The sequence below is a fragment of the Candidatus Sororendozoicomonas aggregata genome (assembly GCF_031528575.1).
Taxonomy (GTDB): Bacteria; Pseudomonadota; Gammaproteobacteria; order Pseudomonadales; family Endozoicomonadaceae; genus Endonucleibacter; species Endonucleibacter aggregata.
On sequence record NZ_JAVLSP010000009.1, the window covers coordinates 52,218 to 69,622 of the forward strand.

The window sequence follows — 17,405 nt, forward strand, 5'->3', positions numbered from 1 at the left end:
GTCGGACTTATGCTTTCGAGCATAAAATTCAGTAGGGCGAGTCAGAATTTTCGATCAATTTGTGCGAATAGTTGACCTATTTAAGCAAATTGATCGGAAATTCTGGCCGCATTCTCTCGCGCTTTCTGGATTTTAGGCCGAAATTGTCTTAAGTCCGACAGGCTCCTGGCTTATGCTGAGATCTCTGGCAAAAAGGAAGAACAAGCATGACCAAGGTATGAAGGTATGAAGGTATGAAGGTATACAAGACCAACGCTGTAGCATGACAAGCAGAGAAATAAGGTACGTCCCTTAACAGCAAAGCTCACTCCCATAAAACTGGAAAGCAAAAAAGAACAGCCATGAAACCCACGGGTATTGAAATCTATCAGGCCAATGATGGAGAATCCTTTTCATCAGCTACCGGGCCAAAACTGGCACCAGACGATCCGATAACCCGTTGCAGCCCCTAAACGCTCCTTTGACTGCGCTTTGACTGAGGATACCCAATGACCCCATCACCGTCTTCTCACTCCCCGCTACTGGCTGCTATTCGACAGGTATTGACAGAGGCTCGCCACTCGTTAAAAGTGACTGTCAACAGCACAATGGTTCAGGCTTACTGGGAGGTGGGGCGATTGATTGTTGAACAGGAACAACAAGGCAAAGCGCGTGCCGACTACGGTAAACAGCAGCTCAAGACCCTGTCGCAACAGCTTACCCATGAGTTTGGCAAGGGCTTTGACGTGCGCAACCTGCGCAATATGCGGGCGTTTTATCGGGCTTACCCAAAACGGAACGCACTGCGTACCGAATTGAGCTGGACCCATTATCGCCGCCTGATCCGCATTGATAACCCTCAGGCCAGGGACTGGTACATGGAGGAGGCCATTGGTCAAAACTGGAGTGCCAGGGCACTGGATCGACAGGTGGGTAAACTCTACTATGAACGCCTGCTAACCACACAGCAGAATAAACAGGAGATCAAGCCGGTACTGACCGAAGCCGCCGAAAAAACCACCTCGCTGGCCGACAGACCACAGGATTATTTACGTGATCCCTATATTCTCGACTTTTTAAACTTACCCCATGGCCCGGCTCAGGAAAGCACGCTGGAGCAAAGCCTGATCAACCATCTACAAACCTTTTTACTGGAACTGGGCAAAGGGTTCGCCTTTGTTGAGCGGCAACAACGAATCAGTACGGAAGATCAGGATTTTTATATCGACCTGGTATTTTATCACTTCAAATTGAAGTGCTTTTTGCTGATCGATCTGAAAATAGGCAAACTCAGTCATCAGGATGTGGGGCAAATGGATACTTATGTTCGCATCTACGACCAGCACCGCAAGGGTGATGATGATAGCCCCACGGTCGGCCTGATTTTGTGCAGTGAAAAAAGCGAGGCCGTTGCTAAATACTCCGTATTAACCGACAGTCAACAATTGTTTGCCTCCCGCTATATGACTTACTTGCCGAGCGAGCAGGAACTACAGGAGCAACTGCTGCGTGAACGCGCTACCCTGCTTAACCAGACCCTTGAGACATGAACCTGGTTATTTAGCCACCAAAAAAGCCACCAAAAGAACAAACAAAAAAAACAAAAAAGGACAGCCATGAAACCCACGGGGATTGACATCTATCAGGCCGATGAAGGGCAGCCCATTGAACCTAAATTCCGCAGTTGAATTTTGTAAACTCCTTCTATTTCTTGTGACAGTTGGGCTTGCGCATTTTTATAACACCCCTTTTGGGTGAGTGCGCAAAATGGTTATAAACCTACGCTCGTATGGACTTTAACAAAGGTGCTGATTTCAACTGATTAATTTAGGTTAACCATCTTGTCTCGTTCTCACGCTCCGCATGGTAACGCATATGCCAACAGAACAAAGGCATGGTACGTTAATAAAGTCGAATACTGTCGTTATTCCACAGTGGTTGGGATTATAAGGGGCAGAAGGGATTACTAAAGGCGTGTCGCTCAGGGTGAAGAAGGTAGGCAAAAATCCACAAAAAAATTATGCATCCTCAATGATCGCGGGTATAAGAAACACCGTACCGATGCCTAGATCACACCGTTATTCAATGAACCCGATCGCCATTGTCGTTAAAGCCGGTTTGTGCCTTCAACAAACAATAGCGCCGGGTTCACTATTACCCGTTATCAGACACGCTCAAACACCGTGGTAATGCCCTGACCAAGACCGACACACATGGTGGCTACACCCAGTGTACCGCTGTTTTGCTTCATTACATTAAGCAAGGTACCAGAGATACGGGCACCCGAGCAGCCAAAGGGGTGACCAAGGGCAATAGCGCCGCCATTAAGGTTAACCTTGTCGTCCATTTTGTCCAATAGCTTCAGGTCTTTCAGCACAGGCAGTGATTGTGCGGCAAAAGCCTCATTAAGCTCAAAATGATCAATATCATCCAGGCTCAGACCGGCACGCTTGAGGGCTTTTTTCGTGCTTGGCACAGGCCCATAACCCATAATCGCCGGGTCAACACCTGCCACCGCCATGGCACGCACAACCGCCATGGGCTGTAATCCGAGGTCTTTGGCCCGCTCAGCAGACATCACGATCATACAAGAGGCACCATCGGTGATTTGCGACGATGTACCGGCAGTTACCGTACCCCCTTTAGGATTAAACACCGGCTTCAGTGTTGACAGGGAATCCGCCGTGGTTTCCGGGCGGATGGTCTCATCTTCAGTGAAGACAGACAGATTGCCCTCACCGTCATGTCCCTGCATGGGAATAATCTCATCGTTGAAGCGCCCCTCCCGGGTAGCCAGCCAGGCCCGTTGGTGAGAGCGCGCGCCAAACTCATCCTGCGCCTGACGACCAATGCCGTGCATTTTTGCCAACAGCTCCGCTGTCAGCCCCATCATGCCTGATGCCTTGGCACCGTATTTGGATAAACGCGGGTTCGGGTCAACACCGTGCATCATCCCCACATGGCCCATATGCTCAACACCACCGACCACAAACACATCGCCGTTGCCGGTCTGGATAGCCTGGGTCGCAATATGAAGGGCGCTCATGGAAGAACCACACAGGCGACTGATCGTCTGCCCGGCAGAGGTGTGGGGAATCGGTGTCATTAATGAGGCCATACGGGCAATATTCCAGCCCTGTTCCAGGGTCTGGTTAACACAGCCCCAGATGACATCTTCCACTTCTTTGGGGTCCAGTGCCGGGTTTCTTGCCAGTAAGCCGGTGATCAGATCAGCCGACAAGCTCTCTGCCCGCACATTCCGGTACATACCACCTTTTGACCGTCCCATGGGGGTGCGGCCATAATCAACAATCACTGCATCTTTTGGGTTAAGGCTCATTTTGCTGTCTCGCTACTTTAACGGTTATAAAAAAGTGAAAAGGATCATTTGAACGGGTCATCCCCGCTCATTGATAAAACACCTCACCCTTTTGAGCCATTTCACGCAGTTTATCGGTGGGCTGGTATAAAGGCCCTAAATGTGCGTATTTGTCAGCCAACGTAACAAAGGCAGCCAACCCCATCCGATCCAGATACTTCAGTGCGCCGCCATGGAACGGGGGAAAACCGATACCCATCACCAGCGCCATATCCGCTTCAGCGGCTGAATCCACAATACCTTCCTCCAGTGCCCTGACCGTTTCAAGGCACAAAGGAATCATCATGCGTGCAACAATCTCATCGTCTTCAAACACGTTGCGCTCATCGCTGACAGACGACAACAGGTTATAGACGGCTTCATCGACTTGCTTCTTCTGCTTGCCTTTTTTGTCCAGTACGTACTGATAAAAGCCTTTGTCCGTTTTTTGCCCAAAGCGCTTTTGCTCAAACATAACATCAACAGCGGATGTAAACGTTTTCTGCATGCGCTCGGGATAGCCTTCTGCCATAACTGCCTCGGCGTGATGGGCGGTGTCCATACCCACAACATCGAGCAAATAGGCAGGCCCCATTGGCCAACCAAATTTTTCCATGACTTTATCAATCTGCTGAAAATCAGCCCCATCTTTCACCAGCTTGGCAAAGCCGCCAAAGTAGGGGAACAGCACGCGGTTCACTAAAAAGCCCGGACAGTCATTGACGACAACCGGTGTTTTACCCATTTTCCTGGCATAATGAACCACTGTCGCGATGGTTGCATCATTGGTTTTCTCACCCCGGATCACCTCTACCAGGGGCATACGGTGCACAGGGTTAAAGAAATGCATGCCACAGAATTTTTCCGGGGATTTCAATGCAGTAGCAATTTTTGTGATGGAAATGGTTGAGGTATTGGAGGCCAGCACCGCCCCATCGTTTAAATGACTTTCGGTTTCAGCCAGAACGGATTGTTTTACTTTAAGATTCTCAACCACGGCCTCCACCACCACATCGGCTGTCTTGAAATCACCATAAGACAATGTTGGTGTAATGCTATTGAGCACCTCACCCATCCGGTTGCTATCGATGCGCCCCCTATCTACCTGCTTACCCAGCAGTTTCTGCGCTTCTCCCAAGCCGAGATCAATGCCTGACTGGTTGATATCCTTCATCAATACCGGGGTTCCCTTGTACGCCGACTGATAGGCAATGCCCCCGCCCATAATACCTGCGCCCAGAACAGCCGCTTTTTGTGTTTCAGTTGACAAAGGCGCCATGGCCTTGGCTTTTTTCTTCAGTAACTGGTCGTTCAAAAACAGACCAACCAATGACTCGGTGACCGGCGTTTTCGCCATTTTCACAAAGCCCTTCGCTTCCACTTCCAACGCTTTTTCACGCCCCATATAGGCATGTTTCTGGATAGTTTTTACCGCTTCAACAGGGGCAGGATAATGGGGACCGGCTTTACTGGCGACAAAAGGCTTGGCGGTCTCAAACACCATCATGGCTTCCATGTTAGCCAGTTTCAGTTTTTCTTTCTTTTCTGATTTGCGGGCATTGAAATCGAGTTCACCGGACAGGCATTTTTTCACCAGAGTCACGGCGGCATCGAGCAGCTTTTCAGGGGCAATAACGGCATCAACGGCACCGACTTTCAGAGCATCATCCGCTTTGTGCTCTTTACCCGTACAAATCCATTCAATCGCGTTATCCGCACCAATCAACCGAGGTAAGCGCACTGTCCCCCCCCAGCCCGGATAAATACCCAACTTCACCTCTGGCAACCCAACTTTGGCAGTCGATGACATCACCCGATAGTCTGCGCACAAGCAAATCTCAAAACCACCACCGAGAGCCAGCCCATTGATTGCGGTAACCGTCGGCATTGGCAAATCTTCAAACCGGGAGAAGATTTCATTGACTTTCAAAATGCCATCGCGAAGCACATCGTCAGGCTGACCAAACATGGTCAAAAATTCAGTAATATCCGCACCAACAACAAAAGCCTCCTTGCCACTGGTCAGCACTGCACCTTTTATACGACTATCTGCCTCTACAGCGTCAATGGCCCGCGACAGATCCTCAACCGCCGCCTGACTGAATTTGTTGACAGACTCACCATCGAGGTCAAATTGGAATTCAGCAATGCCGTCCTCCAGTCGTTTGACCTTAAAAGCGTTGCCTTCATATATCATGGACTTCTCTCCGAGCGGATTGAAAAAGCCAGGTTCTGCCAGCGATCAACACACTACTTTCCCGCTGTCCTAGGAGCCTGTCGGACTTATGCTCGAAAGCATAAGTCCGACAGGCTCCTACATGTGAAGCAGTAAAGGAGGCACTGACAGACATCCTGTTTTGTGATTATTTTAGAAAAACACCATTCTGCTGCTTTTCATACAGTCGTTTGAATTTTTTGTTACAATCTGCGAAATAGCAAATAAAGTCAAGAAGTTCTCACAGAAAATCAACGTATACCAACAGCAACACGCATAAATTCAGCTATCCTGTGAGCTATGCGAATCTTTCTGAATGAGTATGTTAGCAATGAATAACTATGCCCATATTCTGGTCGCTATTGATTTATCTGATGAAGCAGATAGCGTGCTGAAAAAAGCCCAGGCCATTGCAGAGGCTAACCATGCCAAACTCACCATGGTGCATGTTATTGAACCTCTAAGTGTCGCCTATGGCAGTGATATTCCCCTGGATCTCACGGCCTTACAAGATGAAATTACGCAACAAGCACGGGATCGCATTACCCAGCTGACCAACACCATTCACCTTGAAAAGGGCAATCAACATATTGTCTACGGTCGCCCTGAGCGTGAAGTTCATCGCATTGCTGAAGAGTCTGAAGTGGATTTGATTGTTGTGGGCAGTCATGGTCGCCATGGGCTTGCCCTGATTTTTGGCTCAACGTCCACGGGCATTTTACATGCCGCAAGCTGTGACGTCCTGGCTGTCAGGGTGGGTAAAAAGACGCATTAATTATCAGTCACTGACATCTGGGAGCCTGACCGAGAATAGCGCCCTTAATTAAGTAGGAGCATGACTTTTAAGACTGCTTCTTAAAACAAGGGTGCCGCAAGAAAGGCAACAGATGCTACATACTTTCCAGCTCTTCCCATCGCTCAAGCTTTTCTTCAATCAGCTGGACTACTGCTGTAATTCGCTCAAGGGTTTTATTCACCACTTCAGCGTCTGACTGATAAAAAGCCGGATCTGCCGCTTGCGCCTCAAGCTGCTGCTGCTCACTCTCCAACGCTTCTATTTCAGCGGGCAAGCTGTCCAGTTCTCGCTGTAATTTATAGCTGAGTTTTTTCTTAGGTTTTTTTGGCTCAGGCTTTGTGACCTCCGGTGCTGTTTTAGGGACATCAGGCACAACCTTTTCAACAAGCTGATTAATCTCTCCGCCCTGGCGTAACCAGTCATCAAAGCCACCGACAAATTCCTGAATATTGCCGCCGGGCTTAAACACTAATGTACTGGATACCACATTATTGAGAAATTCCCGGTCGTGACTCACCAGCAACAATGTACCCTCAAAATCCACCAGCAGAGATTCCAGCAGTTCCAGCGTCTCCACATCAAGATCATTTGTCGGCTCGTCAAGCACCAGCAGGTTTGCCGGTTTGCTGAACAAACGGGCTAAAACAAGCCGGTTGCGTTCACCACCTGATAATGCTTTAACAGGTACACGACAACGACTCGCAGGAAACAGAAAATCCCCAAGATAACTGATCACATGCCGATTGGCACCATTAATCGTGATACTTTCCCGCCCTTGCGCAACATTATCCAGAACGGTTTTTTCCAGATCCAGCTGATTACGCAGCTGATCAAAATACGCCACTTCAATTTTGCTACCGGATTTTACCTGTCCCTCGCCGGGCATTAGCTCACCGAGCAAAATATTCAGCAACGTGGACTTACCTACGCCGTTAGCGCCAATCAAACCGATTTTATCCCCACGCATAACGGTCACGTCCAGATTCTTTACAACCGTTTGATCACCATAAGTCATTGACAGTCCAGCCGCTTCTATGACGACCTTTCCAGAAACAGCCGCTTTCTCAATAGTAAACCCAGCTTTACCCTGGAGATTACGCCGCTCCTGCCGCTCAACCCGCAGCGCTTTTAACGCCCTTACCCGCCCTTCGTTTCGGGTACGACGTGCTTTAATTCCCTGACGAATCCAGGCTTCTTCTTGCGCCAGCTTTTTATCAAATAACGCATTTTGCTCGGCTTCCACTGCCAGGGCATGGGCCTTTCTTTCCAGATAGGTAGCATAGTCACACTTCCAACTGGTTAATGTGCCGCGATCCAGTTCAATAATGCGCGTCGCCAGTGATCGCAGGAATGAACGGTCATGGGTAATAAACAACAGTGCTCCTTTAAAGTCGAGCAACTGTTTTTCCAGCCAGTCAATGGCGACAATATCCAAATGGTTGGTTGGCTCATCCAGCAACAAAAGGTCGGGTTCACACACCAGTGCCCGTGCCAACTCTACCCGACGCCGCCACCCACCCGACAACTCTTTCATTAACTTGTTTTCAGGCAGCTCAAGCCTTTTGATCACCCTGTCCACTTTTTGCTGAAACTCCCAGCCATCAAGGGATTCCAACTTTTGCTGTACCTGTTCCAGCATTTTCATATCAGCCTCGGTACTGATGGACGCCGACAGTTGATGATACTTGCTGATCAAAGAGCCAAGCTCCATAAGCCCCGATGCCACCGCGTCATAAACCGTTTGATTATTTTGAACCGGCAGGTTTTGGTTTAGCATCCCTACTCTTAATCCGGGTTTGCGCCAGATGCTGCCATCGTCCGTATCAATCTGATCGGACACCACTTTCATCAGCGTGGACTTGCCTGCGCCATTGCGCCCCAGCAGACACACTCTCTCGCCCCGGCAAATTTGCAAGTCAACATTATCCAGTAATGGCCTGTCACCATAGGCCAGGCTGATATTTTCAAGTCGAATGACGGGCATGACAGTGTCAACCATCCAGCAATAGATCAGGGGCAGAAATATTTCTACCCAAAGAAAAAATAAAGTGCGTAGAATACCGTTAAAGGGGTTTAATGGACAGTCTATGGAAGGGGAACAGTTTGACTCTACCAAAAAATAGAGAAAACCCTGCTGAAACAGCCCCTGCAGGGACTCAACAGCCTGTGATCTGATACCGGGTTTTCAGGGGTTAATCACCGACAATAACTGAGCAACACCTAAAGCCGGTAAATCCAGCGCCAGAACTGCGGCCGTAGCCGTATGAAAACCGGGTCCACCGGACTCCGTGCCGTCGCACAGCAGCCCCGTTAAACACCCCACCAGCGGCATATGACTTGCCAGAAGAACGGATTCTTGCTCAGGTAATTCACTAATAACCGCCATTGGATCACCCTCAGGGACAAGGCAATCGAGCGTCGTGGCCGTGGGACAATCAAGCACATGCGTTAGCAATTCTCCGGTTTCTTGCGCTCGCCGGTATGGGCTGGCCAAAATCCTCGATAACCGGTAGCGCCCTTTAAGCTGTTTTGCCGTAGAGAGTACCTCTGAGCGCCCTCTCTCTGTTAACGGTCGCAGCGCATCAGACGGTGCAGACCAACTGGCCTGCCCATGGCGCATAATAACCAGCTTCATAGCTGAGCGCCGGTCTCGGATGACGAACGGGTATCAGCCTCAGGCCAGTCACTAAAAGGATAAGGCTTGGTATCGCTGTTATTTGTAATGAACTGAAGCACCTGAAAAAAGTACTGATTTAACCCACTGCTCAAGGTCAGCAAACGCTCATTGGGCTGCCCTTTGATAAAACCATGGACAATTTGCACCAGTGCCAGGGCCAAAATCACTAAGCCCGCCAAATAGCCAGCAATATAAAAGATCACTATAAACAGCAATCGTAGCCAGCGAGATTCTGATTTCAGGTTATTGATGAGTTTTTCATCCATATAGGTTGTCTCTCGATAGACGATAATGCCTTTCAATACTACTGTTTTTTGGTGGCAAGGCAACTGAAATCACACAGAATCCGGTAGCATAAACTCTACATCCGTTTTTTGTTCACGTAGCATCATCCTCTTGACCAGAGAACTGATGTCCTGGTCTTGGTAAATAATCTGATACAACCCGTTCACAAGTGGCATTTCAACGGCCAGTTTTTCTGCTTTTTGCTTGACCTGACGCAATGTATTGACCCCTTCGGCCACCTGACCAAGCGTTTGTTCAGCCTCCCTCAGGGTTTTTCCACGCCCCAATGCATACCCTACTCGGAAGTTGCGGCTCAAATCAGAAGTACAAGTCGCGATCAAATCTCCCACCCCAGCCAGTCCCAAAAAGGTTAAGGGGTTTGCCCCCAGCCTTACGGCAAAACGGCTCATTTCTGCCAAAGAGCGGGTTAGCAGCATACTTTTGGTATTTTCTCCCATCCCCAAGGCTGTGCCAATGCCCAGAACAATCGCATAAATATTCTTTAACGCCCCAGCCAGCTCGACGCCGTACACATCGGTATTGGAATAAACCCTGAAGTAATGGCAATGCAAAACCTCCTGCAAAATACGGCACAGCTCGGCATCCTCACTGGCAATCACTGTTGCCGTGATAGATTTTGCAATAATTTCCTTTGCCAGATTGGGTCCACTGAGGACACCGATACGGGCTTGCTTCACTTCCTCCTGCAAGATCTGGCTCATTAAGTCAAAGGTCTCAGGTTCAATACCTTTGGTGGTGCTGATTACCATCTTCTCTTTCAGAAAGGGAGCGGCTTGTTGAACGACACTGCGGAAGGACTTGGTGGGAATAGCAATAAACACTATATCCGCCCCATCCAGCGCCTCACTCAGGCTGGATGTTGCTGTTATCACCGGATTCATAGCGAACCCTGGCAGGTAGCGGTGATTGATATGGTCAGTATTGATACTCTGTGCCTGTTCTTCACTACGTACCCATAATCGCACCTCGTGCCCATTGGTTGCCGAAATATCCGACAATGCCGTGCCAAAGCTGCCCCCACCCAGGATGGCTAATGTATACTTCGTGAGGGCACCTGAAGGTTGTGTCATTGTTTCGTATCCCAATCCATAAATCAGCCTGCATCATACATCAGGCGACTTCACCTCGCAGCCATCCATTCCTGCCGATCCTTTCCATGAAGGTCCTTTTAATAACGAAAAAAACCGGCTTTTAAGCCCATTTACCGCAAACCACAGTAAATTTTTAACACTGCATCTTAGTGTTGTTTTTTTGTTACAAGTCAGGTATCCAGTCCATCACCCGCCTCAACCGATGGTATAGTGATATCCGACATTTTGGCTATTTTCCATTCTCTATCACCAAACCTTTTGCTACGCTTAGGCTCCGGGTTTCAGTTTCCCAGGAAATAATGATCGAATGAATCAGACATCTTACGAGAAAAAAGCGTTACTCCAATGCGCCCAGGGCCAGCTGTTTGGCCCCGGTAACGCGCAACTTCCAGCCCCTAATATGTTGATGGTAGATTATATCACTCATATTTCTGATGTGGGCGGCGCTTATGGCAAAGGTGAAATTGTCGCCGAACTGAACATTGATCCTACACTCTGGTTTTTTGAGTGCCACTTCCCCGGTGATCCTGTCATGCCAGGCTGCCTCGGACTTGACGCCATGTGGCAGCTGGTCGGTTTTTATATCGCCTGGAAGGGCAACCCTGGAAGAGGCCGAGCTCTCGGTTGCGGTGAAGTCAAGTTTACCGGACAAATTCTGCCCACTCATAAAAAAGTCACTTACCGTATCAATATGAAACGTGTCATTAGCCGTAATGATACCAGTATCGGTATTGCTGACGCAGTTCTCAGCGTTGATGGCAGGGACATTTACACCGCTGAAAAACTTCGGGTTGGGCTTTTCCAGAATACCGACTCATTCTAATTGTTTATTACAAAACGTGGGTTTATCACCATGAAACGTGTTGTTGTTACAGGGATCGGCATCACTTCCTGCCTAGGTACCAGTCTGGACAGCGTAACCGACGCTCTCCGCCACGGAAAATCCGGCATCCGTTTTAACGAAAGCTATCATGAACAGAATTTTCGCAGCCAAGTCTCAGGCACAGTAGATATTGATTTTGCCGACTATATCGACCGCAAGACAATCCGTTTTATGGGTAATGCGGCGGCCTATGCTTACATAGCCATGCAACAGGCCATTGAGGATTCGGGACTTTCCCCCGAGCAAGTCTCTAACGAGCGTACGGGCCTGATAGCCGCATCGGGAGGCGCCTCATCAGCCAACATTGTTGAAGCAGCTGACATTATGCGAGATAAGGGAGTCAAACGTGTTGGTCCCTACCGCGTGCCTCGTACCATGGGTAGCACCGTATCGGCCTGTCTGGCAACACCGTTCAAAATCAAAGGGGTGAACTACTCAATTACTTCGGCCTGTGCGACCAGCGCCCATTGCATCGGGAGCGCCGTAGAACAAATTCAACTGGGTAAACAGGACATTGTCTTTGCCGGTGGTGGTGAGGAAGAGCACTGGACACAAACTGGCTTGTTTGATGCCATGGGCGCTTTGACCAGTAAATACAACGACACGCCTGATAAAGCCTCACGTGCCTACGATGCTGGCCGCGACGGCTTTGTGATCGCAGGCGGCGGCGGCATGGTAGTGCTTGAAGAACTGCGGCATGCCAAAGCTCGGGGGGCTAAAATTTATGCCGAAGTGGTTGGCTACGGCGCCACCTCTGACGGTTTTGATATGGTTGCCCCTTCCGGCGAAGGCGCTGCTCGCTGTATGCGTATTGCGCTGAAAACCGTTGAGGGAGGCATTGACTATATCAACGCCCATGGTACCAGCACCCCTGTGGGTGACGTTGCTGAGCTGAAAGCCATTCGCGAAGTGTTTGGTCAGAATATCCCCACCATTAGCTCCACCAAATCGCTTTCTGGTCACTCCCTGGGCGCCGCTGGCGTGCAGGAGGCCATCTACTGCCTGCTAATGATGCGGCATAACTTTATTGCTGCTTCTGCTAATGTGGAAACACTGGATAAAGCTGCCGAAGGCATGCCAATTCTGGTGGACAAGCATCGTGAGCAAACCCCACAACGCATCATGTCAAACAGCTTTGGTTTTGGTGGTACTAATGCTTGCCTGGTCGTACAAAGGTACCAACAGTGAGCCAGGAGCCTGTCGGGCTTAAGCTTTCGAGCATGAAATTCAGTAGTGCGAGTCAGATTTTTCGATGGATTTGTGCGAATAGTTGACCTATTTAAGCAAATTCATCGGAAAGTATGGCCGCTCCTTCTGGATTTCAAGCCGAAATTACCTTAAGTCCGACAGGCTCCTAGATAAATTATGGGCAAAGACAACGCGTAAACTGAACATAAATTGCCAGTTTACCTATTTGGCCTTCTCGGCGCTTCTGTTGAGAAGGCTATAAACGACTTATTAGATTTCTGATGCATGCCCGGCATAGCAAGGCGTAGAAGGATTATACCCGAAATCAGCTATGGGAATATCTGCTTTTAATGCCTGTAACAAGTACCCAATACTTGAAAAGTGATGAATCGCATGGCTATGAGCCTGTGTCAACGCTGATGCGAGGGTAGACTTAATTGTCGCCAGGGTGCCCTGTCCAATATCATCTGTAATATACACCACCTCACAAGGACGAAATACGGTCAGTCCCTGTAAGTCTGTCAAAATTTTCAGAAGATACTGATACGCCTCCTGCTGATCCCTTTCAATGATTTGTCTTCTTTCACGCGCTGTAAAATCGATATAACGCACACCCATCCCTTTGGTAATACAGTTGAAGATATCCAACGTGTGTCGTAAATGCATACCAATACTACTGAAATAAGGTGCAATATCGCTGCGAACAAACAGCTTGGCATCCAGGTGTTTATAGAGCGGAACTGTTTTGTTCAAATTATGAGAAACCGCCTCTATCAGTTGTGCAGTACAGGTCTGTATCATTATTGCTCTTTAATCCGTCCGGGCACATCTATCCATTTAACTGATCAGAAGCCCTTTAAAGAGTCTGCTCCAGAGAGTGAGGGGAGATGCGCAGAGAAGTTATCCATTGATTATATACACCGCAGGTCAACAAGAAAGTCAAGAGTAGGAAAAGTCATCGCATTAGAGCCAGCAAAACTGGCTCCCCTGTCACAAGGATTATTTTAACCCTGAAAACGGGTGCTTGACTTCCGTCAGCTGTGATGGAAGAACAATATTAACCGAGTCCAATTTTCGCACCAGATACTCTTTAGCCTCAGAAAGATTATAAAACGTCATGGGAGATTCAGACCCCGTGCGGTTCAACCAACCATAAACGCTATCACCTTTAACTTCACAAAGATAGCCGCCAGCATTGTCTGATACCAAGTCTAATTCTATATCCATACCCGTTTTTAACTCTTGCTTAAGTTCATTGATATCCATATTACTACTCCTTGATTATCAACGCTTTTTATAACCTTTTATTATTAAGCCAAAACGCATTTGAAACCGGAGGTGTATCAGGTATTTTTGGCCCTCAAGCTAAAGTAAGTGACGTACGATTTAAAACAGGTTTTGGTTCAGTGTTTTAAAAAGGTTATTTAAAGCTTAGCTTAACTCTGGCTTCTCAGCCCAAGCTGATCAGAGACATCGCTCCCCCTGACTGCCACACAGCAAGAGTAACGCCATTTCAAGAAAAGAATCAGTAATGCGTCGGACACTGCCTGATATCAACACCTATATAGCTAATATTTATATTATAAATGGCACCACAATGCTCACAGGTATAACACCCAGATGAACCCTTTAATGCATGGCGAAGTCTTTGATGACAGTCCTCAGCACAATTCCAGCTAATAAATGGCTCGCCTCTGAGCCACATAATATGTCCAGACTGGGTATCACCACTGAAGTAATAGATAGCAGGTGGCCTTTGGCCCAATGCATACAACGCCATTTAGCAGCTCCTTATGCAAAACAACAGGATTATTACATTGAGAGTGTAAGTATAGGGTGAATTGCCCTGCCTTGCCGGAAGGAGACAACCTGATGCTGCCAGAAACATTCAATATCAACAGATTATCGTCCTGTTATGATAAATAAAACATTGTTTTCTCTCCCTGAAATACTTGGAAACAACGTTAGCCTGATACCAGTGACCTTTTCTGACGACCGTAATGACTATGGTAAGCTGGCCGCCAGAACGGGGAAAAATCGGGTCGTTATACAAACGCCCCCAAATGACCGATGACTTAACGGCCAAAGAAAATACCCGACACCAAGATAATAAACACCAAAACCGGGCTTATATACCGAACAAGCCCCCATATAATCTTCCCCATAAGGATAGACGTTCTCAGCTCTGTAAAAAAACACTGCTTACTCACCACATAGCCGGAAAAGATCAGGATAAAAAAGCCTGTCACCGGTAACAGAAATGTTGTTGGCAGAGCCGTATAAGCGTCAAACAGTGACCGCCCTGAAGGCAGGGTTACACCACCAAATACGTTAAATGACAGCGCCGGTATCAGCCCTAACCCCCAAACAACAATACCTGTTAGCAGAGCCCCTTTGATGCGAGACTGAAATAATCTAGACAAAAGTGCCACCAATGGTTCCGCAATATTAATAGACGATGTCCAGGCAGCAAACACCAGTAATAAGAAGAACAGGGGCAAAATCCAGATACCCATGGGCAAATGATGCAAAGCAACAGGCAAGGCAACAAACATCAACCCCGGGCCAGAGTCAGGCATCATACCTTCAGAGAACACAACAGAGAAGCTTGCCAAGCCCACCATAACGGCCACCAGTACATCCATGAACGCCACCATACCCACCGCTTTGAGAATGGATTGATTCTCAGGCATATAAGCCCCATAAGCCATCAAACAACAGGCACCAACTGCCAGAGTAAAGAAGGCATGTCCCATGGCTTCCGTAATCAGTGTCCAGTTAATGCTTTCGCCGTTAGCACCAAACAGATAGTGCAGCGCATCGGAAAAACCCGGAAATCCCGCCGTATAAACAACCAGTACCACCAGAATGACATACATCAGCGGCATCAGCTGATTATTCAAGCGCTCAATACCAGAGGATACCTGTCTGGCACTGACTGCCATGGTCATCACAACAAACAGTGTGTGACCAGCAATAACCTGCCAAGGTGAAGATAGAAAATCGTTTAGCTGCTGTTGAGCGCCTTCCATGGATGCCATGGAGGCATCCATAGTTAAGGAGTGACCAAAATAAAACAAAACCCAGCCGGCTACAACACTGTAAAAAGACAGGATTAATACTGACGCGACAGTGCCTATCCCGGCGATTTTTGACCAGTGCCGGGAGCGACCATTAGCCACAGCCAATTGTCTGAAACTGTCAGCAGGAGCAGCCCTGCCAGCACGGCCAAGGGCGATTTCAGCGACCATCACCGGCAATCCCATGACAACCACAAAGAACAAATAGCCCAAAAAGAACAGGCTACCGCCGTTTTCACCAACCACATAGGGGAAGCGCCAGATATTACCCAACCCAATAGCGGCTCCGGCAATGGCCATAATGAATGCCCGGTTTGAAGAAATACGCTGTTGGTCAGTCATATTGTTTTCCATTGTTATTGACAGCTTAGGGATCAAGCGTAGCTGGTTATGACCAAGTTATGACATAAATCGTTGCTTAAAAATGTAACCTCAATAACGGCCATAAAAAAAGCATAAAAAAATCATAAAAAAAGGGCATCCAAGCCCTTTCTTACCCGTTTGTATCATTAACTGAATCAGCCAATAACCGTCATTCCACCCATATAGGGCTTTAGAGCCTCAGGCACATGAATGCGCCCCTGCTCATCCTGGCAGTTCTCCAGAACAGCCACCAGTGTCCGACCAACGGCCAGGCCAGAGCCATTAAGCGTATGCACGAGTTCTGGCTTGCCTGTTTGTGGGTTACGGAAACGGGCCTTCATCCGCCGCGCCTGAAAATCCAGGCAGTTACTGATGGAAGAAATTTCCCGGTATTTCTGTTGCCCCGGCAACCACGCCTCAATATCGTAGGTTTTTGCTGCACCAAAGCCCAAATCCCCGCCACACAAAGCCATCACGCGGTAAGGCAGTTCGAGCTTTTGCAAAATCGCTTCAGCATGGCCTGTCATCGCCTCGAGCGCCTCAAACGAGTGCTCAGGGTGAACGATCTGCACCATCTCCACTTTCTCAAACTGATGCTGACGGATCATTCCGCGCGTATCACGGCCATAACTGCCCGCCTCGCGCCTGAAACAAGGGCTGTGAGCGGTCAGTTTGATCGGTAGCTCAGATGCACAGACAATCTGCTCACGCACAACGTTGGTCAGCGTCACCTCTGCCGTTGGAATCAAATACAAAGGCTGTGCCGCTTCTTCACAGTCAGTGACAAACAGGTCGTCGCCAAACTTGGGCAATTGGCCTGTTCCCTGCAGCACATGATCGTGCACCAGATAGGGGGTATTGACTTCTTCATACCCGTGCTCACCCACCTGGGTATCGAGCATAAACTGCGCTAAAGCACGATGGAGGCGGGCAATTGGGCCACGCAACAGGGCAAAACGGGAACCAGAAAGTTTTGCGCCTGTTTCAAAGTCCAATCCATACCGCTCACCTAAATCCACATGATCTTTAACGTCAAAGCCCATGGTCTTCGGTGTGCCCCAGGTACGCACCTGCTGGTTATCATCTTCACCCGCCCCCTCAGGCACAGAAGCATCTGGCAGGTTAGGAATCCCCAACAACAGGTCATTCAATGCCTGCTGACAGTCAGACAGCATCTGCTCCGACGCTTTCAACTCACCATTGAGGGTGTCCATCTTCGCCTTTAACTCAGCGATATCATCGCCCTGGGACCTCGCCTTGCCAAACGCTTTTGACCCGGACTTACGTTCAGCCTGCAATTGCTCTGTGCGCACTTGCAACGATTTACGCTGCTCTTCCAGGGCATTGAGGGCACCAACATCCAGGGTATAGTGCTTTTTAAGGAGACACTTGGCCACCTCTTCCGGGTGAGTGCGAACGTACTTTGCATCCAGCATGGGGTTTCAGACACCTTCTGTCGGAAATAAAAT

Annotated in this window: 15 protein-coding genes; 4 read left to right on the plus strand and 11 right to left on the minus strand. The window is 48.6% G+C overall.

The window, feature by feature from the left end:
• The first annotated feature begins 488 nt into the window (after positions 1-488).
• Positions 489-1,529 (plus strand): PDDEXK nuclease domain-containing protein, encoded by a 1,041-nt coding sequence (locus V4C51_RS03220; protein WP_330924684.1) that lies wholly within the window; start codon positions 489-491, stop codon positions 1,527-1,529.
• 614 nt (positions 1,530-2,143) lie between these two features.
• On the opposite strand, the gene fadA is transcribed toward V4C51_RS03220, so the two are convergent.
• The gene (gene fadA, locus V4C51_RS03225) at positions 2,144-3,319 is read right to left on the minus strand and encodes an acetyl-CoA C-acyltransferase FadA (protein WP_330924685.1); all 1,176 of its coding nucleotides are present in this window, start codon (positions 3,317-3,319) and stop codon (positions 2,144-2,146) included.
• Positions 3,320-3,386: 67 nt separating this feature from the next.
• The gene (gene fadB, locus V4C51_RS03230) at positions 3,387-5,534 is read right to left on the minus strand and encodes a fatty acid oxidation complex subunit alpha FadB (protein ID WP_330924686.1); all 2,148 of its coding nucleotides are present in this window, start codon (positions 5,532-5,534) and stop codon (positions 3,387-3,389) included.
• A gap of 349 nt (positions 5,535-5,883) precedes the next feature.
• Between fadB and V4C51_RS03235 the strand changes: the two genes are divergently transcribed.
• Positions 5,884-6,327 (plus strand): universal stress protein, encoded by a 444-nt coding sequence (locus V4C51_RS03235; RefSeq protein ID WP_330924687.1) that lies wholly within the window; start codon positions 5,884-5,886, stop codon positions 6,325-6,327.
• A 115-nt stretch (positions 6,328-6,442) separates the two neighbouring features.
• On the opposite strand, the gene V4C51_RS03240 is transcribed toward V4C51_RS03235, so the two are convergent.
• The 4 genes from V4C51_RS03240 to V4C51_RS03255 all read right to left on the minus strand — a co-directional run bounded on the left by V4C51_RS03240 (position 6,443) and on the right by V4C51_RS03255 (position 10,401).
• On the minus strand, positions 6,443-8,332 hold the full coding sequence (locus V4C51_RS03240) for an ATP-binding cassette domain-containing protein (protein ID WP_330924688.1): 1,890 nt from the start codon (positions 8,330-8,332) through the stop codon (positions 6,443-6,445).
• A gap of 201 nt (positions 8,333-8,533) precedes the next feature.
• Positions 8,534-8,983 (minus strand): phosphohistidine phosphatase SixA, encoded by a 450-nt coding sequence (gene sixA, locus V4C51_RS03245; RefSeq protein ID WP_330924689.1) that lies wholly within the window; start codon positions 8,981-8,983, stop codon positions 8,534-8,536.
• Positions 8,980-9,291 (minus strand): DUF4389 domain-containing protein, encoded by a 312-nt coding sequence (locus V4C51_RS03250; protein WP_330924690.1) that lies wholly within the window; start codon positions 9,289-9,291, stop codon positions 8,980-8,982. Before V4C51_RS03250 ends, sixA begins: the two co-directional genes overlap by 4 nt.
• Positions 9,292-9,360: 69 nt before the next feature.
• The gene (locus V4C51_RS03255) at positions 9,361-10,401 is read right to left on the minus strand and encodes an NAD(P)H-dependent glycerol-3-phosphate dehydrogenase (protein WP_330924691.1); all 1,041 of its coding nucleotides are present in this window, start codon (positions 10,399-10,401) and stop codon (positions 9,361-9,363) included.
• Between the two features lie 328 nt (positions 10,402-10,729).
• On the opposite strand from V4C51_RS03255, the gene fabA reads away from it, so the two are divergent.
• Both fabA and fabB read left to right on the plus strand, forming a co-directional pair.
• Entirely contained in the window at positions 10,730-11,245 is a 516-nt protein-coding gene (fabA, locus tag V4C51_RS03260; protein WP_330924692.1) for a 3-hydroxyacyl-[acyl-carrier-protein] dehydratase FabA, read from the plus strand.
• Between the two features lie 30 nt (positions 11,246-11,275).
• The gene (gene fabB / locus V4C51_RS03265) at positions 11,276-12,493 is read left to right on the plus strand and encodes a beta-ketoacyl-ACP synthase I (RefSeq protein ID WP_330924693.1); all 1,218 of its coding nucleotides are present in this window, start codon (positions 11,276-11,278) and stop codon (positions 12,491-12,493) included.
• A gap of 270 nt (positions 12,494-12,763) precedes the next feature.
• Here the strand turns inward: fabB and V4C51_RS03270 are convergent, their stop codons facing one another.
• The 5 genes from V4C51_RS03270 to serS all read right to left on the minus strand — a co-directional run bounded on the left by V4C51_RS03270 (position 12,764) and on the right by serS (position 17,372).
• Positions 12,764-13,294, minus strand: a complete 531-nt coding sequence (locus V4C51_RS03270) for a hypothetical protein (RefSeq protein WP_330924694.1) — start codon at positions 13,292-13,294, stop codon at positions 12,764-12,766.
• Between the two features lie 198 nt (positions 13,295-13,492).
• Positions 13,493-13,759 (minus strand): hypothetical protein, encoded by a 267-nt coding sequence (locus tag V4C51_RS03275; RefSeq protein WP_330924695.1) that lies wholly within the window; start codon positions 13,757-13,759, stop codon positions 13,493-13,495.
• Positions 13,760-14,018: 259 nt separating this feature from the next.
• On the minus strand, positions 14,019-14,273 hold the full coding sequence (locus V4C51_RS03280) for a hypothetical protein (RefSeq protein WP_330924696.1): 255 nt from the start codon (positions 14,271-14,273) through the stop codon (positions 14,019-14,021).
• A gap of 295 nt (positions 14,274-14,568) precedes the next feature.
• Positions 14,569-15,915: a sodium-dependent transporter gene (locus V4C51_RS03285; RefSeq protein ID WP_330924697.1), complete on the minus strand. Its 1,347-nt coding sequence runs from the start codon at positions 15,913-15,915 to the stop codon at positions 14,569-14,571.
• A 176-nt stretch (positions 15,916-16,091) separates the two neighbouring features.
• On the minus strand, positions 16,092-17,372 hold the full coding sequence (gene serS, locus V4C51_RS03290; protein ID WP_330924698.1) for a serine--tRNA ligase: 1,281 nt from the start codon (positions 17,370-17,372) through the stop codon (positions 16,092-16,094).
• Between the last annotated feature and the right edge of the window lie 33 nt (positions 17,373-17,405).